The 25,429-nt window shown below is 70.0% G+C and carries 20 protein-coding genes; 10 read left to right on the top strand and 10 right to left on the bottom strand.

Going from position 1 to position 25,429, the window contains the following annotated elements; genetic code table 11:
- Positions 1-148 precede the first annotated feature (148 nt).
- The gene (locus ACFYOY_RS12390; RefSeq protein WP_351884417.1) at positions 149-2,626 is read left to right on the top strand and encodes a ThuA domain-containing protein; all 2,478 of its coding nucleotides are present in this window, start codon (positions 149-151) and stop codon (positions 2,624-2,626) included.
- 62 nt (positions 2,627-2,688) lie between these two features.
- On the top strand, positions 2,689-4,842 hold the full coding sequence (locus ACFYOY_RS12385; protein WP_351884752.1) for an OmpL47-type beta-barrel domain-containing protein: 2,154 nt from the start codon (positions 2,689-2,691) through the stop codon (positions 4,840-4,842).
- Positions 4,843-4,987: 145 nt separating this feature from the next.
- Here the strand turns inward: ACFYOY_RS12385 and recQ are convergent, their stop codons facing one another.
- Complete coding sequence (gene recQ, locus ACFYOY_RS12380; RefSeq protein ID WP_388586426.1) at positions 4,988-6,859, bottom strand: DNA helicase RecQ; 1,872 nt, start codon at positions 6,857-6,859, stop codon at positions 4,988-4,990.
- 159 nt (positions 6,860-7,018) lie between these two features.
- On the opposite strand from recQ, the gene ACFYOY_RS12375 reads away from it, so the two are divergent.
- Positions 7,019-7,579, top strand: coding sequence for a snapalysin family zinc-dependent metalloprotease (locus ACFYOY_RS12375; RefSeq protein ID WP_351884422.1), 561 nt, complete (start codon positions 7,019-7,021; stop codon positions 7,577-7,579).
- A gap of 58 nt (positions 7,580-7,637) precedes the next feature.
- Here the strand turns inward: ACFYOY_RS12375 and ACFYOY_RS12370 are convergent, their stop codons facing one another.
- Positions 7,638-8,435, bottom strand: coding sequence for a DeoR/GlpR family DNA-binding transcription regulator (locus ACFYOY_RS12370; RefSeq protein ID WP_351884425.1), 798 nt, complete (start codon positions 8,433-8,435; stop codon positions 7,638-7,640).
- A gap of 167 nt (positions 8,436-8,602) precedes the next feature.
- Between ACFYOY_RS12370 and ACFYOY_RS12365 the strand changes: the two genes are divergently transcribed.
- The 3 genes from ACFYOY_RS12365 (at position 8,603) to ACFYOY_RS12355 (ending at position 11,869) form a co-directional block, all read left to right on the top strand.
- Positions 8,603-10,036, top strand: a complete 1,434-nt coding sequence (locus ACFYOY_RS12365; RefSeq protein WP_351884427.1) for an Nramp family divalent metal transporter — start codon at positions 8,603-8,605, stop codon at positions 10,034-10,036.
- Positions 10,033-11,022 carry a phosphoglycerate dehydrogenase gene (locus tag ACFYOY_RS12360; RefSeq protein WP_388586421.1) on the top strand — a complete coding sequence of 330 codons (990 nt, stop codon included), beginning with the start codon at positions 10,033-10,035 and terminating at the stop codon, positions 11,020-11,022. Before ACFYOY_RS12365 ends, ACFYOY_RS12360 begins: the two co-directional genes overlap by 4 nt.
- Positions 11,023-11,101: 79 nt before the next feature.
- On the top strand, positions 11,102-11,869 hold the full coding sequence (locus ACFYOY_RS12355) for an aldolase/citrate lyase family protein (RefSeq protein WP_351884433.1): 768 nt from the start codon (positions 11,102-11,104) through the stop codon (positions 11,867-11,869).
- 87 nt (positions 11,870-11,956) lie between these two features.
- Here the strand turns inward: ACFYOY_RS12355 and ACFYOY_RS12350 are convergent, their stop codons facing one another.
- The 8 genes from ACFYOY_RS12350 to ACFYOY_RS12315 all read right to left on the bottom strand — a co-directional run bounded on the left by ACFYOY_RS12350 (position 11,957) and on the right by ACFYOY_RS12315 (position 20,781).
- A complete protein-coding gene (locus ACFYOY_RS12350) occupies positions 11,957-13,327 on the bottom strand; it encodes an NAD(P)/FAD-dependent oxidoreductase (protein WP_388586418.1) in 1,371 nt (456 codons plus the stop codon).
- Between the two features lie 78 nt (positions 13,328-13,405).
- Entirely contained in the window at positions 13,406-14,395 is a 990-nt protein-coding gene (locus ACFYOY_RS12345) for a zinc-dependent alcohol dehydrogenase family protein (protein WP_351884439.1), read from the bottom strand.
- Entirely contained in the window at positions 14,392-15,270 is an 879-nt protein-coding gene (locus ACFYOY_RS12340) for a carbohydrate ABC transporter permease (protein ID WP_078639161.1), read from the bottom strand. Before ACFYOY_RS12340 ends, ACFYOY_RS12345 begins: the two co-directional genes overlap by 4 nt.
- Positions 15,267-16,232 carry a carbohydrate ABC transporter permease gene (locus tag ACFYOY_RS12335; RefSeq protein WP_388586414.1) on the bottom strand — a complete coding sequence of 322 codons (966 nt, stop codon included), beginning with the start codon at positions 16,230-16,232 and terminating at the stop codon, positions 15,267-15,269. Before ACFYOY_RS12335 ends, ACFYOY_RS12340 begins: the two co-directional genes overlap by 4 nt.
- Positions 16,229-17,578: a sugar ABC transporter substrate-binding protein gene (locus ACFYOY_RS12330; RefSeq protein WP_351884445.1), complete on the bottom strand. Its 1,350-nt coding sequence runs from the start codon at positions 17,576-17,578 to the stop codon at positions 16,229-16,231. The genes ACFYOY_RS12335 and ACFYOY_RS12330 overlap by 4 nt, the downstream gene beginning before the upstream one ends.
- A gap of 53 nt (positions 17,579-17,631) precedes the next feature.
- On the bottom strand, positions 17,632-18,393 hold the full coding sequence (locus ACFYOY_RS12325) for a DeoR/GlpR family DNA-binding transcription regulator (protein ID WP_351884448.1): 762 nt from the start codon (positions 18,391-18,393) through the stop codon (positions 17,632-17,634).
- A gap of 277 nt (positions 18,394-18,670) precedes the next feature.
- Positions 18,671-20,023: a 6-phospho-beta-glucosidase gene (locus ACFYOY_RS12320; protein WP_388586410.1), complete on the bottom strand. Its 1,353-nt coding sequence runs from the start codon at positions 20,021-20,023 to the stop codon at positions 18,671-18,673.
- The gene (locus tag ACFYOY_RS12315; protein ID WP_351884453.1) at positions 20,020-20,781 is read right to left on the bottom strand and encodes a DeoR/GlpR family DNA-binding transcription regulator; all 762 of its coding nucleotides are present in this window, start codon (positions 20,779-20,781) and stop codon (positions 20,020-20,022) included. The genes ACFYOY_RS12320 and ACFYOY_RS12315 overlap by 4 nt, the downstream gene beginning before the upstream one ends.
- Before the next feature lie 297 nt (positions 20,782-21,078).
- Between ACFYOY_RS12315 and ACFYOY_RS12310 the strand changes: the two genes are divergently transcribed.
- From ACFYOY_RS12310 to ACFYOY_RS12295, 4 genes are read left to right on the top strand one after another with little or no spacing between them, the layout of a single operon-like run.
- Positions 21,079-22,206, top strand: coding sequence for a PfkB family carbohydrate kinase (locus tag ACFYOY_RS12310; protein ID WP_351884456.1), 1,128 nt, complete (start codon positions 21,079-21,081; stop codon positions 22,204-22,206).
- Positions 22,207-22,237: 31 nt separating this feature from the next.
- Entirely contained in the window at positions 22,238-23,668 is a 1,431-nt protein-coding gene (locus ACFYOY_RS12305; protein ID WP_351884459.1) for an extracellular solute-binding protein, read from the top strand.
- Positions 23,665-24,573, top strand: a complete 909-nt coding sequence (locus ACFYOY_RS12300; RefSeq protein ID WP_388586406.1) for a carbohydrate ABC transporter permease — start codon at positions 23,665-23,667, stop codon at positions 24,571-24,573. Before ACFYOY_RS12305 ends, ACFYOY_RS12300 begins: the two co-directional genes overlap by 4 nt.
- Positions 24,570-25,394, top strand: coding sequence for a carbohydrate ABC transporter permease (locus ACFYOY_RS12295; protein WP_237512058.1), 825 nt, complete (start codon positions 24,570-24,572; stop codon positions 25,392-25,394). Before ACFYOY_RS12300 ends, ACFYOY_RS12295 begins: the two co-directional genes overlap by 4 nt.
- Positions 25,395-25,429: the final 35 nt, after the last annotated feature.

The raw sequence follows: 25,429 nt of genomic DNA, 5'->3' as shown, positions 1-25,429 counted from the left end.
GGCGGCCCGTTCATCCACACTCAGGACAAAGTTCGTTGAGTTGCGGTCATAGCTATTGGCGGGTTGCGAAAAGCCGTCTAGCTTCCTTCAGCGGTGGTTTCCGTGATGTGAGAGGGATGGGTGACCCATGCGGGACAAACCGTACCAAATGCCCTCAAAATGGAGAGGGCTGACAGTCGGTCGGCTGCGGAAGAGACGCGCGGGGGTGGCGGCGCTGCTCTTCGGCGCGCTCACCGCGACCCTGCTGGGCGGGAGCCCCGCCAGCGCCCGGCCCGAGGATCGTGCGCCACTCACGCTGCCGTCCCCGCCCGGCGGGGACAACGTCCGGGTGCTGGTGTTCCACGGCTCGGCGGGGGACGAGCCGGCCACGGTGAACGCGGGCATCGAGGCCATCGAGAAGATCGGCAACCAGGGCCCCGCGGCGACCCGGTTCACCGTCGACGCCACCGCCGACGCCTCGGTCTTCACCAAGGCCAAGCTCGGCAAGTACAACGCCGTGGTCTTCCTGACCGGCTCCGGCGATGTGCTCGACCCCGAGCAGGAAGCGGGGCTCGAGGCGTACATGAAGGCAGGCGGTGGCTTCCTCGGCATCCATGACGCGGCCCGCAACGAGCCGTACTCCGACTGGTACAGCGGGCTGATCGGCGCCCGCCCGGCGGCCACGAGCCCGGGCAACGCGCAGCGGGCCGTGGTGGAGGTCGGCGACCGCGTCCACCCGGCCACCAAGGAGCTGCCGCTGGAGTGGAAGCGCACGGACACCTGGCTCAACTGGAAGGACAACCCCTCCGGCACGGTGCACACCGTGGCCCGGGTCCGCGAGTCCAGCTACCAGCCGGGCACCGGCGCAAACGGCTGGGACCACCCGATCTCCTGGTGCCGTGACTACGACGGCGGCCGCTCCTTCTACACCGGAATGGGCGGTACCGTCGCCACCTTCCAGGAGACCGACTTCCGCGCCCATCTGCGGGGCGCGCTGCTGTGGACCACCCGTCTCTCGCGCGGCGACTGCAAGGCCACCATCAACGCGAACTACAAGGCCGAGCGGGTCACCAAGCCCAATCAGCCGGGTCAGTCGGACCAGATCGGCGAGCCGCACGGCCTCGTCGTCGCCAAGGACGGCCGGGTGCTGTACATCGGCCGCGGCGGCGGTGACAACAGCGCGCCCGTGGTCACCGACTGGAACGACCCGGAGATCGGCAAGGGCCAGGGCCAGATCCATGTCTACGACCCGGCCACCGGAAAGGTGACGCTCGCGGGCGCCCTGACCGTCTTCGGCAACAAGGGCGGCGGCGATGAGCTGATCAAGGTCGAGGAGGGGCTGCTCGGCATCGAGCTGGACCCGGACTTCCTCACCAACGGCTGGGTCTATCTCCACTACACCCCGCACTCCCGGATCAACCGGGACACCCAGATGGCCGAGCGCCGCGTCTCCCGGTTCACCCTGGACCTGAAGACCAACAAGCTGGACCTGGGCTCGGAGAAGGTCCTGCTCTCCTGGCCGGTTCAGATCCACAGCTGCTGCCATGCGGGCGGCGGGATGTCCTGGGACTCCAAGGGCAATCTCTACATCGCCACCGGGGACAACAACTCCTCGCAGTTCAGCGACGGCTACTCCGGCAACAACCCGCAGCCGAACTACAAGGGCGTCTCCTTCTCCGACGCCCGCCGCACCGCGGGCAACACCAACAACCTCAACGGCAAGATCCTGCGGATCCACCCCGAGGACGACGGCACCTACACCCTCCCCGAGGGCAATCTCTTCACCGGTGAGGAGCCCGACGAGGGCGGGGGCAAGACCCGTGGCGAGATCTATGTGATGGGGGTGCGCAACCCGGCCCGGATCTTCGTGGACCAGAAGACCGACATCCTCTACGCGGGATGGGTCGGCCCCGACGCGGGCGAGCCCAGCACCACCTGGGGCCCGGCCAAGTACGACACCTTCGCCGCCATCACCAAGGCGGGCAACCACGGCTGGCCGTTCTGCATGGGCAACAAGCAGCCCTACCGGGACCGCAATCTGCCCGATCCCAGCAAGCCCCTGGGCTGGTACGACTGCGACCACCCCAAGAACGAGTCGCCCAACAACAACGGTCTGGTGAACCTGCCGCCCATCACCGGGAACACCATCTGGTACTCGCCCCAGGGCGGCGCCCCCGACTATCCGCGGGACGCGGGCGGCATCCCCAGCTACAAGGTGTCGGAGGCCAAGTACCTGCTGCCGTGGCTCAAGGGCGGCGGCCAGGCCACCATGAACGGCCCGGTCTACCGCTACGACGCCGACAGCAAATCGACCACCAAGTGGCCCGCCTACTGGGACGGCAAGTGGTTCGTCGGCGACTTCTACGACGCCGACCAGCCGCGCCACGCGGTGGTGACCGACCCGAAGACCGTCGGCAAGGGCGGGCTGCCGGTGCACGCCGAAACCCTCAAGAAGATCATCCCGGTGGGCGCCGATGGCATCCGCAACCTCATGGACTGGAAGTTCGCCCCGGACGGCTCGCTCTACGTCCTCGACTACGGGCGCGGCTTCTTCACCTCCGACTCCAAGTCGGCGCTGTGGCACATCACCTACACCGGCGGCGAGCCCACTCCGCTCGCCCAGGATCTGGTCAGGAAGGCGGAGTGACCGTGAAACGAAGGCGCCCCAAACCCAGCAGACCCTGGCTGCCCCTCCTCGCCGCGCTGCTCATGATCCTCGGGCTGAGCTCGGCGACGGCCACGGCGGCCCACGGGCAGGACGACACCCGGCAGGCCGCACAGCAGACACTCACCTGGACCGCGGGTGACGACATCACCAAGTACGCCTCGGCGCCCACCACCGCGGTCGCCGGGAAGACCACCATCGTCTTCGAGAACAGCACCGCCACCGGCAACACCATGGGGATGCCGCACACCCTGACGTTCGACGTCTCCGACCCCGAGTACAACAACGACGTCCCGCTGAACATCCTCGCCAACCCCTCGGACGACAGCGGCGGCAAGCACACCGCCGAGGTCACCCTCAGCCCCGGCCGCTACCGCTACCACTGCACCATCCCCGGCCACGGCCAGATGCAGGGCATCCTGGTGGTCACCGACGGCGGCGGTGGCGAGGACTCCACCGCGCCCGACGCCTCGGCGAAGGTCGAGGGCGAGAAGAACGCGGACGGCGCCTACATCGGGATGGCCACCGTCACGGTGTCCGCCACCGACGAGGGCTCGGGCGTGGACCGGATCGAGTTCGCGGAGGGAGACGGGGCGTTCCAGCCGTACACCGCCCCGGTGATGGTCCACCAGGTCGGCCAGCACACCATCCGCTACCGGGCCGTGGACAAGGCCGGGAACGTATCGGAGGTGAAGTCGGTGGACTTCACCGTGGTGGCGCCGCCGACGGACGACACCACGGCGCCCGAGACCTCCGCCACCGTCTCCGGTGAGAAGGACCCCTCCGGTGCGTACATCGGCATGGCCACCGTGACCATCACCGCCTCCGACACCGGCTCCGGGGTCAACCGGATCGACTACGCCCTGGGCCAGGGGGAGTTCCAGCCCTACACCGGTCCGGTCATGGTCCATGACGCGGGCTCCCACACGGTGCGCTACCGGGCGGCGGACAAGGCCGGGAACGTATCGGAGGTGAAGTCGGTGGACTTCACCGTGGTGGCCCCGCCGGCCGAGGACACCACACCCCCGGCGGTCTCCGCGGCGGTCGACGGAACGAAGAACTCCGACGGTGCCTATGTGGGCAGCGCCAAGGTCACGCTCACCGCGACCGACGACGACTCCGGAGTGGAGAAGGTCGAGTACTCCCTGGACAGTGGTCCGTATCTCGCCTACACCACCCCCGTGGCGGTGGACCGGGTGGGCCGCCACACCGTCGCGTACCGCGCCACCGACAAGGCGGGCAACACCTCCGAGGCGCGGCAACTGGCGTTCACCGTGGCCGAGGGCGGCGGGGTGCCCGCACCCGCGTGCCCGGAGTGGGACGAGCGTCTTACGGTGATCGTCGGCACGGTGGACACCGGCGTCCCCAACCGCATCACCCGTAGCCGCTGCACCATCAATGAGCTGATCGAGGACGAGAAGGACTGGTCCTCCCACGCCCTCTTCCTCAAGCACGTCACCTCCGTCACCGACAAGCTGCTCACCGACGGCGTCATCGACCAGCGCGAGTACCGGGCGATCAACAAGGCGGCCAAGCAGTCCGGGATCGGCAAGCCCGGTCAGGACGAGGGCTACCGCCCGCTGTTCGACGGCACCAAGAAGTCCTACGACAAGTGGCAGCACGTGGGCGGCGGGGCCTTCGGTCTCAATGACGACGGCAGCATCACCAGCAGCACGTCGGTCGAGGGCATGGGCATGCTGTGGTTCCCGCAGCGGACATACGACGACTTCTCGCTGAAGCTCCAGTTCCGCGATGACGCACCCGGGACGGGCAATGCCAACGGCGGTGTCTTCGTGCGCTTCCCCTATGTGCACGACCACCCCGAGGAGTCCCGTCCGGAGTGGGTCGCCATCAAGTACGGGCACGAGGTGCAGATCCTCGACCGCCCCGACGGCGACATGTACAAGACCGGATCGATCTACGGTTTCGACCGGGTCGGGCTCAGCGGCGCCGGGGTCACCCCCAAGGGCAGCTGGAACGACTACGAGATCCGGGTGGTCGGTCAGCACTACTCGATCTATCGCAACGGTGTGCTGCTCAATGAGTTCGAGAACACCGGCGGCCAGGAGTTCACCCCGCCGCGCGGGGACGACCCCGGCACGGACGGCCGTCGGTACTCCTCCGGGTACATCGGTCTCCAGGTCCACAGCACCGATGATGTGATCTCGTACCGCGACATCCGTATCAAGGAGCTGTAGGACAGCCCGCGTACGGAGTGAGGAACGGCGCGAGGAGATGAGTGGCCGCCGGAGCACCCCAGCCCCCGGCGGCCACCGTCTTGTGGCACGGATCGACGTTACCTCAGGTAACACCCCTCGGTAACCCATTTGGATTGACGTATCGTCAGGAAGCCAGGGCGTCCAGAATCCCCTGTCCGTACTTCACCAGCTTGTTCTCGCCGACCCCGCTCACCGTGCCGAGCTCTTCGAGCGTGGTGGGGGAGAGGGTCGCGATCTCGCGCAAGGTGGCGTCGTGGAAGACCACATACGCGGGGACGCCCTGCTCCTTCGCGGTCGCCGCACGCCAGGCGCGCAGCCGCTCGAAGACCGGCACGGCCTCCTCCGGCAGGTCCACCGGGGCCTTCTTGGACTTCCCCGAAGCCCCCGTCTTCGCCTTGACGGCGCGCGGCGCCTTCTCCGGCTCGCGCCGCAGCCTGACCTCGCGCCGCTGGCCCAGCACCTCCGAGCTCGTGTCGGAGAGCACCAGCGTGCCGTAATCCCCCTCGACGCCGATCAGCCCCTGTGCCAGCAACTGCCGTACCACGCCGCGCCATTCGGCCTCGCGCAGCTCCGTGCCGATGCCGAACACCGAGAGGGCGTCATGGTCGAACTGGATGACCTTGGCCGTCTTCTTGCCGAGCAGGATGTCGATGATCTGCCCCGCGCCGAACTTCTGGTTGCGCTCCCGCTTGAGCCGCACCACCGTGGACAGCAGCTTCTGCGCGGGGATGGTGCCGTCCCAGGACTCCGGTGGCGTGAGGCAGGTGTCGCAGTTGCCGCAGGGGGTGGATTCCTGGCCGAAGTAGGCCAGCAGCCCCACCCGGCGGCACTCCACCGTCTCGCACAGCGCCAGCATCGCGTCGAGATGGGCGCCGAGGCGGCGTCGGTGGGTGTCGTCGCCCTCGGAGGTGTCGATCATCTTCCGCTGCTGGACGACGTCCTGGAGCCCGTACGCCAGCCATGCGGTGGAGGGCTGCCCGTCCCGCCCGGCGCGACCGGTCTCCTGGTAGTAGCCCTCGACGGACTTGGGCAGGTCCAGATGGGCCACGAACCGCACATCGGGCTTGTCGATGCCCATGCCGAACGCGATCGTGGCCACCACGACCAGACCGTCCTCCCGCAGGAAGCGCGCCTGGTGCTCGGCGCGCATCCGCGCGTCCAGCCCCGCGTGGTAGGGCACCGCGTCGATGCCCTGGGCGACCAGGAACTCGGCCGTCTTCTCCACCGAGGAGCGGGACAGGCAGTAGACGATCCCCGCGTCGCCCGCGTGCTCGGTGCGCAGCAGCTCCAGCAGTTGCTTTTTGGGCTCGTTCTTGGGAGCGATCCGGTACTGGATGTTCGGACGGTCGAAGCTGGCCACGAAGTGCAGCGCGTCCTGCAGCTTCAGCCGGGACGCGATCTCCGAGTGGGTGGCCTCGGTGGCGGTCGCGGTCAGCGCGATCCGGGGCACGGTGGGCCAGCGCTCATGCAGCTCGGACAGGGCCAGATAGTCGGGCCGGAAGTCGTGGCCCCACTGGGCCACACAGTGCGCCTCGTCGATGGCGAACAGCGAGATCGTGCCCCGGTCCAGCAGCCGCAGCGTGGACTCGACCCGCAGCCGCTCCGGCGCGAGATACAGCAGGTCCAGCTCGCCCGCGAGGAACTCGGCCTCGACCATCCGCCGCTCGTCAAGATCCTGGGTGGAGTTGAGGAACCCGGCCCGCACCCCGAGGTTCCGCAGGGCGTCGACCTGGTCCTGCATCAGCGCGATCAGGGGGGAGACGACGACGCCGACACCCTTCCGCACGAGCGCCGGGATCTGGTAGCACAGCGATTTGCCACCGCCGGTCGGCATGAGGACGAGCGCGTCACCACCGGCCACGACATGGTCGATGATCTCCTGCTGACCTCCCCGGAACGAGTCGTAACCGAAGACGCGGTGCAGCACGCCGAGCGCCTCGCTCGCATCGGTGCCGAGCGCGGCGCTCGTATCGGGGCCGGTGTCGGGAAGAGCCATCCGCCGATTCTAGGGGGCCCGCCGGAACCCGCGGTGACCACCTGTGGACAACCGGCCGGATGAGGCAAGGTGTGTGGGCACAGTGGCCGATGAGATGGGCGGCGTGCCATGCTCATGCCCACTTGCTCTGTCCGTCCTTCCCCCACAAGGAGGCCGATCGTGAGATCCAGCAAGTTCGTCCGTGCCTTACCCGCCGCGGTGACGGCGGTGCTCGCCCTGACGGCCGGACAGGCCGTGGCCGCTCCCTCCTCCGCCGCCCCGGCGGAGCACACGGCCGCCGCGCGGGTCGTGACGTACGACGCCAGCGGGGCGGCCGAGTTCAAGGACGCCGTCTCCAAGGGTGCGGCGATCTGGAACGAGAGCGTGGCCAACGTGGAGCTGAAGCCGGCCGCGTCCGGGCAGCAGGCCAACGTCCGCATCATCGCGGACAACGGCTGGCCCCGGACCCTCTCCACCGGGCTGGGCCGCGGCACGATCTACTTCGGCCGCCAGGCCGTCGACGAGGGCTACAACACGGTGCGGATCTCCTCGCATGAGCTCGGCCATATCCTCGGCCTGCCGGACATGAAGCCCGGGCCGTGTTCAAGCCTGATGTCCGGCTCCACCGCCGGGATCTCCTGCACCAACCCCTACCCGAACACCGCCGAGAAGGCCGAGGTCGAGGACAGCTTCGGCCTGGTGGGCGCGACGACGGCCGCGCCGCGGATGTACCGGGACTGACCCGAGCGGGCCGGGAGCCAGGCTCCCGGCCCCTCACTCGGACCGGAGCGGTCCGTCGTCAGACGGTGATCACCTCGATGTCGGGCAGTGCCCGGAAGGGACCGAGCTGGTCATCGGTGGCCCCGCTGTCGGTGACCAGCGTCCACGGCCGGTCCAGCGGCGCCCAGGCGCTGAACGGTGACTCGCCCAGCTTGCTGCTGTCGGCGAGGACGTACAGCTCCTTGCCGCGGTCGGCCATCATCTCCTTGAGCGAGGTCTGCTGGAGGCTCGCCTCGCAGATGCCCCGCCGCGCGTCCAGCCCGTCGGCGCCGAGGAAGACCTTGTCCGCGGTCAGCCGGGACAGGGTCAGCTCGGCGAGCGGCCCGACGAAGCCCTGGCTGACATGGCGCAGGGTCCCGGCGAGGGTGATCAGCTCGACGCCGTCCGCCTCGGCCAGCTCGCGCAGCGCGGTGAGCCCGCTGGTGATCACGGTCAGATCGGTGCGGGCGCGCAGATGGTGGGCGAGCCGTCCGGTCGTGGTGCCGGCGTCGAGGATGACGGTGTCGCCCGGCCCGATCCGGGCGGCAGCCCAGCGCCCGATGCGGTCCTTCTCGGCGACCGCGAGCCCGCTGCGCTGCCCGAGGGTGGGCTCTGCGGTGTGACCGGCGCTCATCGCGCCGCCGTAGGTGCGGGCGATGACGCCCTGTTCGGTGAGGAGCGCGAGATCCCGGCGGATGGTGGAGGGGGTCACCTCCAGCGAGCGGGCCAGCTCCTCCACGACGACCGTGCCATCGGTCTGGATCATTCGGGCGATCAGCTCCCGGCGGTCCCCGGCGCGCAGCCGTCTGCGCTCCTCCACACCGGCCTCCTGGCTCATGGTGGCCCCCATCCTTCCCTCACCCTGCGCGACTCCGCGCAGCCTGAGCAACATTATCAGTCTGCGCATTCCGCGCTGTTTCCTCGCGGACACTGCGCAGAGTCTTGCGTGTTACGTGCAATCGTGCGAGCGTTCCGCTCACAACACGCATGGAGCGGGGAGGTCGCATGACGGCGGACAGTGTGCCGGCGCAGGTCGGAACGGGGGGCGAGGCGCGGTCCGACGATCCGTACGCACCGCGGGCGGGCGACATCAAGGAGCCGCCGCGCGATCTACGCGGGACGGTGCGCCGGCTGGGCCCCGGGATGATCCTCTCCGCCGCCGTGGTCGGATCCGGTGAGCTGATCACCACCACCTCCCTGGGCGCCAAGGCGGGCTTCGTCCTGCTGTGGCTGGTCATCGCCAGCGCGCTGGTCAAGGTGTGGGTGCAGATGGAGCTGGCCCGCTGGACCATCCTCACCGGCAAGACGGCCCTGGCCGGCTACGGCCAGGTCCCACCCAAGGTGGGCCGGATCGGCTGGATCAATGTGCTGTGGATCCTCATGGACTTCGCCAAGATGCTCCAGCGCGGAGGCATGATCGGCGGTGCCGCCGCCGCGTTCAGCATCCTCGCCCCGATCGGCGGCGCACCGCTGGGCCGCACCTCGCTCACCGTCTGGACCGTGGTCGTGGTCGCCTCCGTCGTCGCGCTGATGTACACGGGCCGCTACGGGCTGGTGGAGAAGGCCGGGTTCATCACCGTCGTCTTCTTCACCCTCTCCACCGTCGCCCTCGCGGTCGGCCTGCCCTGGACCGATTTTGGTTACGGCGGCTCCGATCTGGCCTCCGGGCTGACCCTGTCCATCCCCGCCGGGACGCTCGGCTTCGCCGTCGCCATGTTCGGCATCACCGGTGTCGGCGCGGATGAGATGACCACCTACACCTACTGGTGTCTGGAGAAGGGCTACGCCCGCTGGACCGGCCCCGACGATGGCACCGAGGCCCGGGCCCGGCGCGCCGAGGGCTGGATCCGGGTGATGCGGATCGACGCGCTCACCTCATGGGTCGTCTGCACCCTGTGCACGCTCTCCTTCTACATCATCGGCGCGGCCATCCTGCACCGGCAGAAGCTGGTGCCCGAGGGCAACGACATGATCACCACGCTGTCCCGGATGTACACCGACACCCTCGGCCCCGCGGGAAAGTACCTCTTCCTCGTCGGCGCCATCGCCGTCCTCTACTCCACGATCATCGCCTCCACCGCGAGCGTGCCGCGGCTGTGGACCAACACCCTCGGACTGCTCGGCGTGTTCGACTGGCGGAACGTCAAGGCCCGGCAGCGCGTCATCCGCCTGCTCACCGTCGTCCTGCCGCCCCTGTGGGCCGCCTTCTACCTCTATCTGCAGGAACCGGTGCTGATGGTGCAGGTCGGGGGCATCGCGGGCGGGATCTTCCTGCTCGCGGTCGTGATCGCGGTCTGGCGGCTGCGCGCCACGGAGGTCGATCCGCGGTTCCGCCGCAACCCGGTGCTGAACGGCGCGCTGGTGCTCAGCAGCACGGCCATCGGCGCCCTGGGAATCTATTCGGTCCTCGATGTCCTCGGGTTCGGGGTGGGGAGTTGAGCGCGTTGAACGAGGCGAACGAGGCCGGCGGAGCCACCGGCCACGACGTCCTGGTGACCACACCCAGCTTCGGACAGCATGCGAGCGAGCCCTGGGAGGTGTTCGAGGCCGCCGGGGTGCGGGCGCGCACCGCGCGCGCGGCGCATCCGCTCACCGAGCGGCAGCTGATCGAGGAGGCCGAGGGCGTCAAGGCGCTGGTCGTCGGTCTTGACCCGGTGACGGCGGCCGTCCTGGACGCGGCCCCGGGACTTACGGTCGTCGCCAAACACGGCGTCGGCACCGACAACATCGACCTGGCCGCGGCCGCCGCCCACGGGGTCCGCGTGGTCAATGCCCCCGGGAGCAACACCACCGCGGTCGCCGATATGACGATGGCCCTGCTGCTGGCCGCCGTACGGCGTATCGTGCCCGCCCACGCCTCGGTCACCGGCGGCCGCTGGGACCGCTTCTTCGGGCCCGAACTGGCCGGGCGCACCCTCGGCATCGTCGGCTTCGGCCGGATCGGCCAGGCGGTCGCCCGCCGCGCCCGGGGCTTCGACATGGACCTCATCGCCTACGATCCGCACCTCCCCGCCGCCGTCTTCGCCGAGCAGGGGGTGCCGGCCGTGACCTTCGAGGAGCTGATCGCGGCCGCCGATGTGATCACCCTGCATCTGCCGATGCCCTCGGGCGGACCGCTGCTCGGCCACGCCGAACTGGCGGCCATGAAGCCGGGCTCCTGCGTCATCAATACGGCACGGGGCGGGCTCGTCGACGAGGGCGCCCTGGCCGAGCTGCTGCACAGCGGGCATATCGCGGCGGCCGGTATCGATGTGTTCGCCACCGAGCCCCCCGCGGGGAATCCGCTGCTCACCGCCCCCAACGCGGTGCTGACCCCGCACTGCGCCGCGTTCACCCAGCAGGCCAACGCGGCGATGGGCACCACCGTGGCCGCCGATGTGGCGCGCGTCCTGCGGGGAGAGGAACCGGTCAACGCCGTGGTGTGAACGCGCCATGGCCCACCCCGTAGCCGCCTGCGGGAAAGCTCCTGAGCCAGCACGAGAGAGAACGAGAGAAGCTGACAGCATGAACACTTCCCCCGCCGACTTCGCCGCCCGGCTGCGCGCCCGCCAGCGGATCATCGGCTACTGGGTCGTCCTCGACAACCCCGTGGGCACCGAGCGCCTGGCCGGGCTCGGCTACGACTACATCTGCGTCGACGCCCAGCACGGTCTCCTCGACTACAAGGGCACCCTCGGCGCGATGACCGCCATCGACGCCCGCGGCACCGCCGCCGGTATGGTGCGCGTCCCGGCCAACGACGGCTTCTGGATCGGCCAGGCCCTCGACGCCGGGGCCCGCGGGGTCATCGTCCCGCTGGTCAACACGGCCGAGGAGGCGGCCGCCGCGGTCGCCGCCTGCCGCTACCCCCCGCTCGGGGTGCGCTCGTACGGCCCGATGCGCTCGGGCCTGCGCGTGGGCCCCGCCCCGGCCGAGTCCAATCAGCAGGTCGCCTGCATCGTGATGATCGAGACGGCCCAGGCACTGGCCAACACCGCGGAGATCTGTGCCACGGACGGGCTCGACGGCGTCTACATCGGCCCCTCCGACCTCACCATCGCGCTCGGCGGCCGCACCTCGACCGACACCTCGGTGGCGGAGAAGTTCGACGCGGCGCTGGCGAAGGTCGCCGAGGAGGCACGGGCCGCGGGCATCGCCGCCGGTATCCACTGCCCGGACGGGGCGACGGCCGCGCGGCGCCTGGCCCAGGGCTTCACCTTCGCCACCGTCAGCAGCGACCTGGTCCACCTGGAGCAGGCGGCAGCCGCGCATTTGCGCGACGCGACCGCCTGAGCACCCGCCCCGGACCCGGGCGGGTCCGGCGGCGGAGCCCACGGGACGGGGGTCCGGGGGCTCCGCCCCGGCAAAAGCCCCGGCGGGTCAGTCCTCCACGCGCAGCGGCGGGTCCGTCAGGCCCCGGGCCCTCGGCAGCAGCACCGTCCGCAGGGCGACCCCGGGGGACAGCAGACGGGACGGGCCCGCCGCCAGATAGGTGACATCACGGAACGCCGCCCCGACCACCGGGTCGATCGCGGCCCGGTCCGCCAGCCGCCCGAAGTACCAGCTCCGCAGCCGCTCGGCCGCCCCCGGCGGCGTGGTGCCCGCGTCCGCGGCGTACGGGCGGTCCGCGCCGACGGCGGTCAGCCAGGCGGTGTCGCTCGCCCGGGCCACGGCGCGCTGTGCCGTGGCCGCGAAACCGGGCCGCAGACCCGACTCGGCCAGGCAGCGGCGCAGGGCCAGCCCGCTGAGGGCGGCCACGGCCATGCCCTGACCGTAGATCGGGTTGAAGGTGCAGGCGGCGTCCGAGACCGCGAGAAACCCCTCGGGCAGCGCGCCCGGGGCGTCGTAGTGGCGGCGGCGGTTGGAGGTGTCGCGGAATCCGTACGGCGGGGACACCGGCTCACAGGTCCGCAGATGCTCGTACAGGGTCGGCTCGTTGAGGGACTTGACGAAGTCGAGCACCTCCGAGCCCTCGGTCGGCGGATGCTGACCGCGCACCCCCGACAGCGTCAGCAGCCAGTTGCCGCCCTCGACCGGGGACCATGCCGCACCGCGCGGACAGTCCGGGCGCGGCTGGATGACCATCACCATGTCCAGCGGTTCGGTGGGCCGGAACATCTGGGTGCAGTAGCCGATTCCGGCGTCGACGATCTCCTCGCGCGGCGCCGGAGCGCCCAGTTCCGCCAGCCACTTGGGGGCGCGCGAGCCGCGCCCCGAGGCGTCGACGACCAGATCGGCGGGCAGCTCCCGGCCGGCCCGTCCGGCATCGCGCGCCCGCACCCGTACGCCGGTCACCCGGTCCGCGCCGCCGAGCAGCCCGATCGCCTCGGTGCCCTGGAGCACCTCCACCCGGGTCCCGGACCCTTCGGCCTCGGCCAGCACCCGCGCCCGCACGGTGGCGTCGAACAGCGCCCGGGTGCAGCTGGTCGTGGCGTGCCGGCCCTCGTGGAAGCGGCGCTGCCAGCCGTTGGGGGCCTTGGTGATCACATCGCGCGGCGCCTCCAGGCGATGCGCGCCCGCCGCCTCCAGCTCGCCGTTCAGCCCGGGTAACAGCTCTTCCAGGGCGCGCCGCCCGCCGCTGAGGAAGACATGCAGATGACGGCCCTGGGGCACGCCCTTGCGGAAGGCGGGCTGCTCCGGGTACCGGTCGCGCTCCACCAGGGTGACCGTGTCGACGTGGCCGAGGAGCGCCCCCGCGGCCAGTGTGCCCGCGAGCCCTCCGCCCACCACCACCGCGTCGCCCTTGCCCATCTGCCCGCCCTCTCGCCGACCGTGATCATTGACGGCCCAAGCCTGGTGCCCCCGGCCCGGGCCGTCAACCACGTACGGTTACGGGACGACCACGATCTTCCGGCCCTGTCCCGCCTTGAACTGGTCGAGCGCCTGGGGGTACTCCTCCAGCGGCAGCCGGTGGCTGATGAAGATCTTCGGGTCCAGCACCCCGGTCGCGAACAGCCCGGCGGCACGCTCATAGCTGTGCAGCACGGCCATCGAGCCGGTGATGGTGATCTCCTGGTTGTAGATCTTGTACGGCTCGATGGTGGCCCGCGTCGCGTAGTCGGAGACACCGAACTGCAGGAACGTTCCGGCCTTGGCCACCCGGCCCAGGCCGTCCTGAATGGCGGCCTGGTTGCCGGTGGCGTCGATGACCACGTCCCAGCCGCGCGGCTGCTCCAGCTCGTCCGCAGAGGCGGCGGACCGGGTGCAGCCGAGGGTGCCGGCGGTGGCCAGTCGCTCGGAGTTGACGTCGAGCATGTCCACGCTGGCGGCGCCGGTGCGCTTGGCCAGCTCCAGCATCATCAGCCCCATGGTGCCGGAGCCGTAGATGAGCACCTCGGCGCCCAGGTTGCCGTTGAGCACGTCATAGCCGCGCACCGCGCAGGACAGCGGCTCGATCAGGGCCGCGTCGGCCACGTCCACATGCTCGGGCAGCTTGACGCAGTTGGCCACCGGGGCCACCGCGAACTCGGCGGCCCCGCCGGCGACGCTGACTCCGATCGCGTTCCAGTTGTCGCACAGATTGCCCCGGCCGATCCGGCAGTAACGGCACTCGTGGCAGTGCAGGGAGGGGTCGACCGCGACCCGGTCGCCCACCTCCAGCTCGGTCACACCGCTGCCGATGCCCACGACCACACCGGCGAACTCATGCCCGGGGACGATCGGCAGCGTGGGCGCGAACTCGCCCTGCAGAATGTGCAGATCGGTGCCGCACAGCCCGCAGGCCGCCACGTCCACCACGACCTCACGGGGGCCCGGGGTGGGGTCCTCGACGGTGGCGACGGTGACCTTGCCCGGGGCTTCGATGACTGCGGCCCTCATTTGACTGCTCCTAGCGACAGGCCCTGGACCAGCTTGTCCTGGGCGGCGAAACCGGCGGCGAGCACCGGCAGAGAAATGACCATCGACGCCGCGCACACCTTGGCCAGGAACAGCCCCTGGCTGGTGACGAACGTGGTCAGGAACGCCGGGGCGGTTTGGGCGACCACACCGGTGAGCACTTGGGCGAAGAGCATCTCGTTCCAGCTGAAGATGAAGCAGATCAGCGAGGTGGCGGCGATGCCCGGGCCCGCGATCGGGGCGACGACCCGCCACAGGATGGTGGGCAGCCGCGCCCCGTCCATCTGGGCGGCCTCGATGATGGATACCGGGATGTCGGCGAGGAAGGACTGCATCATCCACACCGCGATCGGCAGGTTCATCGAGGTGTAGAGGATCACCAACAACCAGACGTTGTCCAGGAAGTTGATGTCCCTGGCGAACAGGAACACCGGCAGCAGTCCGGCCACCACCGGCAGCATCTTGGTGGACAGGAAGAAGAACATCACATCCGTCCACTTGCGCACCGGCCGGATCGACAGCGCGAACGCCGCCGGAAGCGCCAGCACCAGCACGAAGCAGGTGGAGAAGAGGGAGGTGCCCACCGAGTTGAGCAGCGCGGGCCAGGGGCTCGCCCCGCCGCCCACGCCGAAGAAGTCCTTGTACCCGTCGAGGGTCAGCGGAGCGGCCAGCGACGGCGGGTTGGTGGCGGCGTCGGCCTCGGAGTGGAACGAGGTCAGCAGCATCCACAGCACGGGCAGGACGAAGACGATGCCGATGAACCAGGCCAGTACGCCGAGCGCGGCACCGCGCCGCTTGGCCCGACGGGTGGCTTCCGGAACGGATGTGATGGGCACCGGGGTGCTCACGGCGGTCATGCGCGGGACGCCTCCTCACGGAAGAGGGACGACACCACGCGCAGCGCGAAGGTGGCGATGATGATCGTGCCGATCACCACCACGACCCCCGCGGCCGATGCCAGCCCGTACTCGTGGGCGTTGTAGAAGGTTTCGTAAATGGTGTACGGCAGGTTGGCGGTGTCCAGGCCACCGCGGGTCATGGTGAAGACGGCGTCGAAGTTCTGCACGATGTAGATGGACCCGAGCAGGGTGCCGAGCTCCAGATAGCGGCGAAGGTGGGGAAGCGTCAGGAAGCGGAAGATCTGCCAGTTGCCCGCCCCGTCCAGCCGGGCCGCCTCGATCATGTCCAGCGGGCGGCTCTGCAGCCCGGCCAGCAGGATGAGCATCATGAACGGCGTCCACTGCCAGATCAGCGACGCCTCCACCGCGATCAGCGGCGTATCGGTCAGCCACTCCGGCTGGGGCCCGCCCAGCCAGTTGAGCACGCCGTTGAACAGGCCGTACTCGGGGTTGTACAGCGCGTGCTTCCACAGCAGCGCCGAGGCCACCGGCACCAGCAGGAACGGTGCGATGAGCATGGTGCGGACCAGGCCCCGGCCGCGGAACTTGCGGTCCAGCAGCAGCGCCAGCAGCAGCCCCAGCACCACGCTGACGATCACCACGGAGGCGGTCAGCAGCACAGTGGTGACGATGGACTCGCGCAGCGCATCGTCGCTGAGCACCGTCTTGTAGTTCTCCAGCCCCGCGAACGCACGGCGATCGGGCCGGAACGAGTTCCAGTCGAAGAGCGAGATCACCAGCGTGGCCACGAACGGAAGCTGGGTGACCACGATCAGGAAGACCAGTGCGGGCAGCAGCGGCGCCCGGGTGGCCCACTCCCGGGCCCGGTTCCGCTGCGCCACGGGGCGCCGTGCGGAGGCGGGCGCCGCGGTCGGTGGCCGCTCGCCGCTTACGGATACTGCCGTCGTCGGATTACTCATCGGTACTCCTCGCCGACCTTCTCGGCCAGCTGCTGCGACTTCTTCAATGCCGACTCGACGGATTGCTTTCCGGCGATGGCGGCGCTGATCTCCTGGGCGACCTTGGTGCCCAGGTCGGCGAATTCGGGGATATCGACGAACTGGATGCCGATGGTCGGCCGCGGCTGCACTCCCGGATCACGCGGCTTGGCGCTGAGGATCGCCTTGCGGGTCTCTTCGGAGAAGGAGCCGGCGGTGTCGCGGTAGTCCGGATTGGAATAGGTGGACGACCGCTTGCCCGCGGGTACGTTGGCCCAGCCGAAGTTCTTGCCGACCAGGTCCTCGTACTTCTTGCTGGATGCCCAGGAGATGAACTTCCACGCGTTGTCGGGGTGGCGCGACGCCTTCTGGACACCCCAGGCCCAGGTGTAGAGCCAGCCCGAGCTGTCGGTCTTCTCCACCGGCGCCTGGACATATCCGATCTTGCCCTTGACCGGGGACTTCGCGGCCTCCAGCGATCCGGCGGCCGAGGTGGCGTCGTACCACATGGCGCTCTTGCCCTGGGTGAGGTTGTTCAGGCACTCGGCGAAGCCCGACTGGGCCGCACCGGCCTCACCGTGCTTGCGCACGAGGTCGACATAGAACTTGGTCGCCTTGGTGAACTCGGGCGAGTCCAGCTGCGCCTTCCAGTCCTTGGTGAACCAGGTGCCGCCGAAGGTGTTGACCACCGTGGTCAGCGGGGCCATCAGCTCGCCCCAGCCGGGCAGTCCGCGCAGGCAGATGCCGTTCATGCCCTTGCGGGAGCCGTCGACCTTGGCCGCGATGTCCGCGACCTGCTGCCAGGTGGGCCGCTCGGGCATCTTCAGATGCTTCTCGGCGAGGACGTCCTTGCGGTACATCAGGAACGACGACTCGCCGTAGAAGGGCTCGGCGTAGAGCTTGCCGTCCTCGGCGGTCAGCGACTGCCGCATCGAGGGGAGGACGTCCTTCTGATCGAAGGCCTTGTCCTTGGCGGCATAGCGGTCCAGCGGCATCAGCCAGCCGTTCTTCGCGTAGAAGGGCACCTCGAAATTGCTGATGGTCGCCACGTCGTACTGGCGCGCCTGATTGGCGAAGTCCTGGCTGATCTTGTCGCGGACCTCGTTCTCGGGCATCATCGTGAATTTGACCGTGATGCCCGTTTCCTTGGTGAAATACTTCTTGGTGAGCTTCTGCAAGTCCACCATCTGCGGGTTGTTCACCATCAGAACGCGGATGGTCTTGTCGCCTGAGCTGCCGCCCCCCATACCGGCGCAACCGGTCAGGAGCGCGCCCGCGGTCAGGGCCACCACCGGTATCCGGGCAGCACGAAGAGTCAGGACTGGCATAACGGGTCCAATCGAAGGGACGTGGGGAAGGTGAAAACAGCGGAGGAAGGGCGTCAGACCCTGACGATCTGGGGGCCCAGCAGCGAATAGCGATGTGCCTCGGTCAGCGGTAGACCGGTGTCGGTCACGATCGTTTCGAAGTCCGAGACATCTGCGAACCGGCAGAAGCTGACGGCTCCGAATTTGGTGTGCACCCCGGAGAAGATCTTCCGCCGGGAGACCCGCACCACCTGCGCCTTGATCTCGCTGACCGCCGGATCCGGGGTGGTCAGGCCGTACTGGCGGGAGATGCCGTTGGCGCCGATGAACGCCAGGTCGATGACGAAGCCCGAAAGCATATGCGTCGCCCAGTGGTCGACGGTGGCCATCGTGCCGCCGCGCACCCGGCCGCCGAGGAGCAGCACGGTGGTGTTGTCACGGGTGGCCAGGCCGGTGGCGGTCGTGAGGGAAGCGGTGATCACGGTGAGCGGCCGGTCCCGGGGCAGGGCCTCCGCGATCAGCTGCGGGGTGAATCCCTCGTCGACGAAGACCGTCTCGGCATCGCCCAGCAGATCGGCGGCCGCGGTCGCGATCCGCGACTTCTCCGGCACATGCATGGTGGTGCGGAAGGCCAGGGTGGTCTCGAAACCGGCGCTCTCCACGGGGTAGGCGCCGCCATGGGTGCGCCGCACCAGTCCGTGCTGTTCCAGAACCCGCAGATCGCGGCGCACCGTCTCCTTGGACACCCCGAGGTCGGCGGCGAGCTTGCCCACATCGACGACGCCGGCACGGCGAGCCGTGTCGAGGATCTCCCGACGGCGTTCCTCGGCGTCCACGCCGCACCTCCTGCCTTGTCTTTCGGCTTGCGTGGCAGTTTTACAAGCGTGCAACAGGAGTGGCCAGCCTTGGCACCGCAGAGATCGTGACTGTATGCGCCCGTTTCACAACCGTTATCTCAGCAGGTCAGGACGGATGAGGCAACGGACGGTGAGGAACCCGGATGGCTGATTGTCCCCCCGACGGGCCCGATTCTCGCCCGTTTGCCGAAAGAGGGCGTGAACGGAGCCCGACCGGGCGCCTCCAGATACTGGGGAATGCCCGAACGGACATGTGCTATGAGCGGGCGAGCGCCCCGGAGGCGTCCAGAATCCGGCCCGCGACCTTGACCGAGTCCACCAAGGGGTGGAGCGCCAGGGCCCGCAGGGCCGCGCCGCGGGCGATGCCCGAATCGCTGCCCGCTTCGGTCGTGGCCGCCTCGATGGCCGAGCGCTCCACGGCCTTGAGCGACAGCATCAGGCCGAGCTGGTCCGGCGCCACCGCGCCGGTCGCCAGCGGCCGCGCCCCGCCCGCGTCCACCAGGCAGGGGACCTCCACCACGGCGTCCTCGTCCAGCCCGGGGACCGCCGTACGGTTGCGCACGTTGAGGATCAGCGTGGCGCGCTCATCGCGGGCGATGGCCCGCATGATGGCGAGCGCGATCCGGTCATAGCCGCCGCCGTCCAGATCGCAGGTGTCGCGCTCCCAGCCGCCGGTGGCCTCGCGGCTCTCGGCCATATACGTGGCCTCGCGCTCCAGCCGGGTGCGCTCCCACGCCGTGAGCGCCCCGGGCGTGCCGGAGCCGGCCGTCTCGTAGAACCGAGCCTGCTGCTCGCGGAGGAACTCCCCACGGGTGGCCGGGGATTGGCGGATCGAGGCCACCGCCTCCCGGTTGAAGTAGTAGTAGTGCAGATACTCGTTCGGCAGCGCGCCGAGCGCCCGCAGCCACTCGGCGCCGAAGAGCTTGCCCTCCTCGAACGACTCCAGGGCGGCGGTGTCGCCGAGCAGCTGAGGCAGCCGGTCCCGGCCGTCCACCACCACCCGCCGCAGCCAGCCCAGATGGTTGAGGCCCACGTAGTCGTAGACGGCACGGTCCGGATCGGCCCCGACCGCCCGCGCGGCGCGGCGGCACAGACCGACCGGGGAGTCGCAGATGCCGATCACCCGGTCGCCGAGCACCCGCTGCATCGCCTCGGTGACCATGCCCGCCGGATTGGTGAAGTTGATGACCCACGCGTCCGGGGCCACGGTGGCGATCCGCTCCGCGATCCGCAGCGCCACCGGGAGCGTGCGCAGCCCGTAGAGCACCCCGCCCGCGCCCACGGTCTCCTGCCCGAGCACCCCTTCGCCGAGCGGAATCCGCTCATCGCTCGCCCGGCCTTCCAGGCCGCCCACCCGGATGGCCGAGAAGACGAAGTCGGCGCCGCGCAGCGCCTCGTCCAGATGGGTGGTGGCCCGGACCGCGGGGGCGGTGGGGCGGCCCCCGGCCTGTTCGGCCAGGACCGCGCGGATCGCGTCCAGCCGGTGCGGGTCGGTGTCGTACAGCACCAGCTCGGTGCAGCGCCCGGCCTCGTCCCCGGTGTCATCGAGCAGGGCCCGGTACACCAGGGGCATACGGAACCCGCCGCCGCCCAGCACAGTCAGCCTCATACGGTCACTACCTCCACATCGGCCTCGCGGAATACGGCGAGCGTCGCCGGGTCGGATGTCTTGTTGGTGATCAGAGTGTCGATCCGCTCCGGTCCGCAGATCCGGGCGAGGCCGGTGTCACCCGGGAACTTCTTCGCGGTGGCGAGCAGCACGACCTCCCGGGTCGCGCCGAGCATGGCCCGTTTGACCGGCACCTCCACATGGGTGCTGTCCAGCACGCTGCCGTCGGGGAGGACCCCGCTCGCGCCGAGGAAGAGCCGCCCCACTCGCAGCTGGCGGAGGTTGGACTCGGTGAGAAAGCCGACCAGGGACCGGTAGTTGGCGCGCACCTGCCCGCCCAGCAGGATCAGGGTCACCTTCGGGTCGTCGCGCAGCTCGTCGTAGACCGCGAGATTGCTGGTCACCACGGTGACCGGCCGGCCGCGCAGCAGCTTGGCGAGCTGGAGGGTGGTGGTGCCGATGTCCAGCAGCAGTACATCGCCGTCCGCGACCAGTTCCGCGGCGGCGCGGGCGACGGCCTCCTTGTCGGTCAGGTCGTCGACCGCCACCTCGCCGAACGGGCGCTCCTCGTCCTCGGTGGGTGCCGCCACCGCGCCGCCATAGACCCGGGTGAGCCGGCCCGCCCGGCCCAGCTCGGTGAGGTCCCGGCGGGCGGTGGCCTCGCTGATGCCCAGACGCGTGGCGATCTCCCCGATGGGCAGCACGCCCTCCTCGCCGAGGATGCTCAGCAGCTTCTCGTGGCGGGTCTCTCGCAGCATGGTGGCAACGTACTCCAGATGAGCGAGTGTGCGCGACTCTGATCGACCTCTTGCATTCACCCGGAGTGCGGTGCAAGGTGTCGCTCACGCCATCAGGGTCCTTCTGACGGATCTCCGTGGGCGAAGAAGCGGCGTCCGGTTCGTGCTCCCGGCGTGTCGCGCGGAGGCCCTCGTAGCGGAGCTACTTGGGTTTTCGCGCGGTGCGGCGAGAGGGCGTGCCGGGCGTCGCGACGCCGCGGAGATCCGCCAGAAACCCTGGGCGCGAACACGCCATGCCGCACAAGGAAAGGCACGTCGGTGAGCACCACGGCCGCAACACCCGATCCGATCCAGCCGATCGACCCGCTCGCGGCGCTGCGCGCCTCCGCGGACCCCGAGCACGACGTCTACCTCACCGGCACCGTGTTCCTGGACATCATCTTCACCGGGCTCGACCACGCCCCCATCCGCGGCACCGAGTCCTGGGCGCGCGGCATGGGATCGAGCCCCGGCGGCATCGCCAACATGGCCACCGCCCTGGCCCGGCTCGGACTGCACACCACGCTCGCCGCGGCCTTCGGCACCGATGTCTACGGCGACTACTGCTGGGAGAGCCTCGCCCTCGGCGAGAGGGTGGACCTCACCCACTCCCGGCGCGTCCCCGGCTGGCACTCCCCGGTCACCGTCTCCATGGCGTACGAGGGCGAGCGCACCATGGTCACCCATGAGCACCCGGCCCCGCCGCCCGCCGTCCAGGGCGCGCCGCCCCGCTCCCGCGCCTGTGTGACCGCCTTCGAGCCGGGGAGCCAGGAGGACTGGGTGCGCCAGGCGCACGCCCAGGGCAGCAAGATCTTCGCCGATGTCGGCTGGGACGAGTCCGGCCGCTGGGACCCCGCCGCGCTCCCCGATCTGCCCTACGCCCACGCCTTCCTGCCCAACGCGGCCGAGGCCCAGCGCTACACCCGCACCGACAGCCCCGAGCGCGCGGTGCGCGCCCTGGCGGGGCTGGTGCCGATCGCGGTCGTCACCCGGGGCGCCGAGGGCGCCGTGGCCATCGACTCGCTCACCGGGGAGAGCGCCGAGGTGCCCGGGCTGCCCGTGGACGCGCTGGATCCGACCGGGGCGGGCGATGTCTTCGTGGCCGGATTCATGACCGGAACGCTCGCGGGCTGGCCGCTCGCCGACCGGCTCGCCTTCGCCAACCTCACCGCCGCCCTCTCCGTCCAGCACTTCGGCGGCTCCCTGGCCGCGCCCGGCTGGTCGGAGGTGGCCGCCTGGTGGAACCGCGCGCGGCGGTCGGCCGACGGCGGGGTGGACGCGGCCGAACTCGCCCGCCGCTACGCCTTCCTGGGCGATCTGATCCCGGACCGGGTGCGCGACTGCCCACGGCTGCGGGCCCTGCCCACCATCGGCTTCCGGCTGCATGACAGTGCCCAACGGTCCTGACGCTCCTGACCACCGCATCGAGGAGAACCCCATGGAACTCGCCCGTACCCGGGCGCGCCGGCCACGTGGCAGAGCCGTCCCGGCCGCGCTCGCCGTCGGCGTCGTCCTGCTCGCCGCGGGGTGTGTCCCCGGCACCGACGGCTCGGGAGCCGCCGGTGCCGGGTCCGGCGCGGCCACCGCGATACCCGATCCGGCCAAGGCCGGAAAGACCACGCTGACCGTGTGGGACCAGGAGATACGTGGCGGGACCAACGGCGAGATACAGGAGCTGAACCGGGAGTTCGAGAAGAAGTACCCCAATGTGCGGATCAAGCGGGTCGCCCGGAGCTTCACCGATCTGAAGACCACCCTGAAGCTGGCCGTCTCCGGCAACAATCCGCCCGATGTCATCCAGGCCAACCAGGGCTACCCGGACATGGTGGCCTTCGTCCGGGCCGGGCTGCTCGCCCCGCTCGACAACTACGCCGGGATCTACGACTGGAACACCCGCTACCCCGGCACCCTGCTCAATCTCAACCGGATCTCCGCCGATGGCAACGACTTCGGCAGGGGGCGGCTCTACGGCATCTCCCAGACCGGCGAGTACATCGGCCTCTACTACAACAAGGACCTGCTGCGGCGAGCCGGGCTCCAACCCCCGCGCACCTGGGGCGAGTTCACCGACGGCCTGGCCCGGCTCAAGGACCGTGGCGAGCTGCCGGTCCAGTTCGGCAACCTCGACAAGTACCCGGCCATCCACACCTTCGGGGTGCTGCACGACCAGCTCGACGCCACCGACGCCCGCGACACCGTCCTCGGCCGCGGCGACGGCTTCGACAACGCCGCCACCAAGGACGCCGCGGCGACCCTCGCCGACTGGATGAAGCGCGGCTATCTGCCGGGCGGCGCCAACGGCCTCGGCTACGACGACGCGGCCAAGAAGTTCGCCTCCGGTGACGGTGCCTATCTGCTGACCGGCACCTGGCAGCTGGCCGACCTCAAGAAGTCCATGGGCGGCAAGCTGGGCATCATGCCGCCCCCGCCCGCCGAGGCCGGCGGCGACCCCGTCACCACCGGTGGCCAGGGCCTCGCCTGGTCCATCACCTCCCGCTCCCGCCACCCCGAGGTGGCCGCCGCCTATCTGGACTTCCTCACCGACGCGCACGCCGCCGACGTCATGACCCGGCACGGAGTGCTGCCCGCCGTACCGGCCAAGGCCGCGGCCAAGGTGAGCCCGGACAGCGCCGACGGCCAGATGATCGCCGGCTGGAAGCGGCTGAGCGCCGCCGACGGACTCGTCCCGTATCTGGACTACTCCACCCCCAGCTTCTACGACACGCTCTCGGCCGCCCTCCAGGGCGTGATCAGCCGCAAGACCTCCCCGGACACCTTCGCCGCGACCCTGCAGAAGGACTACGGCGCGTTCATGAAGAAGCAGCGCGAGCAGCACGAGGCCACGCCCGCACCGGCGGGGACCCGATGAAGGCCACCGCTTTGACCAGGGCCTACCGCCGCCGGGCGCCCGGAGAGCCGCGCGCCATCGGCTATGTGTACATCCTGCCCGCGCTGATCGTGTACGCCGCCTTCCTGCTCTACCCCTTCGGGCAGTCGGTGTGGTTGTCGTTCGTACACTGGGACGGGCTGACGGTCGCCACCCCCGCCGGATTCGACAACTACCGCGCGCTGTTCAGCGATGCGAGCCTGCGCGCCCCCTTCCTCCACGCGCTGCTGCTGCTCGTCTTCTACGCGGCCCTGCCGGTGGCCATCGGGCTGCTGCTGGCCGCCCTGATGTCCCGGGTCCGGATCCGGGGGATGACCTTCTTCCGTACGGTTCTGTTCCTGCCGCAGGTCCTGGCGCTGATCGTGGTCGGCGTGGCCTGGCGCTCGATCCTCGCCCCCGACGGGCTGCTCAACGACGCCCTCCGCGCGGTCGGCCTCGGCGGTCTCGCCCGCCCCTGGCTCGGCGACTACACCTGGGCGCTGCCCGCCGTCGGCGTCGTCGGCACCTGGGTCGGCACCGGGCTGTGCATGGTCCTCTTCCTCGCCGGGGCCCAGCGCATCCCGCGCGAACTGTACGAGGCGGCGCGGATGGACGGCGCCGGGCCGGTGCGCGAATTCCTCACCGTCACCCTGCCCGGGCTGCGACCGCAGATAGCGGTGGCGCTGACCCTGACCATCGTGGCGGGGCTGCGCAACTTCGACCTGATCTACATCACCACCAGCGGCGGCCCCGGAAACGCCACCTCCGTACCCGCCTACGAGGTCTACCACCGGGCCTTCGAAACCAACCAGGTCGGCTCGGCCGCCGCCGTCGGCGTGGCCCTCACGGTCCTGATCTTCGTCCTGACCGTCACGGTCTCCCGGCTCGTGGAAGGGCGGCGGGCATGACGACACGCCTGGAACGCACCGTCACCTACGGCATCCTCGCCCTGTTCACCGTCATCGCGCTCACCCCCGTGATCGGCATCCTCTCCACGGCCTTCGGCTCGCAGAACTCCCTGGACACCGGCTTCTCGCTGCCGAAGGGCGGTCTGCACTGGAGCAACTTCGCCGACGCCTGGAGCCGTGGCCACTTCGGCACCTATCTGGGGAACTCGGTCCTGGTCACCGCGGTCGTGGTGGCCGCCACCACCGTGCTGGCCGTCCTCGCCGCGTACGCCTTCGGGGTGATGCGCTTCCCCGGCTCCACGGTGCTGTTCCACCTCTTCGTGATCGGGCTGACCCTGCCCCAGGAGGCGTTGGTCGTCCCGCTCTACTTCGATCTGCGCTACGCCGAACTCACCGACAGCTACTGGGCGTTGATCCTGCCGCAGACCGCGCAGTCGCTGGCCTTCGGGGTCTTCTGGATGCGCACGTACTTCCGCGGCAGCGCACGGTCGGTGATCGAGGCCGCCCGGATCGACGGGGCGAACACCTGGACCACGCTGTGGCGCGTTCTGGTCCCGATGGGCCGCCCGGCGATCTCCACCATGGTCGTGATCACCTTCATGTGGACCTGGAACGAGTTCCTGATGGCCCTGGTGATGGTCAGCGACGAGGCCCATCGCACGGTCCCCCTCGGCCTCGCCTTCTTCCAGGGCCAGCACAGCTCCGACGCGGCGCTCCTCGCGGCGGCCTCGGTGCTCATCGCCCTGCCGGTGGTCGTGGTCTACGTGGCGCTGCAGCGCCGGTTCATCGAGGGCATGCTGGGCGGGGCGGTGAAGGAGTGAGCCCGGCGGGCAGCGGGCCTACGGAGTGCGGTGCC

This window comes from Streptomyces sp. NPDC007875 (assembly GCF_042868035.1).
In the GTDB taxonomy this organism is placed as follows: Bacteria; Actinomycetota; Actinomycetes; order Streptomycetales; family Streptomycetaceae; genus Streptomyces; species Streptomyces antimycoticus.
Note: the sequence above shows the minus strand (reverse complement) of the source record. Positions and strands in the feature narration are given on the sequence as shown.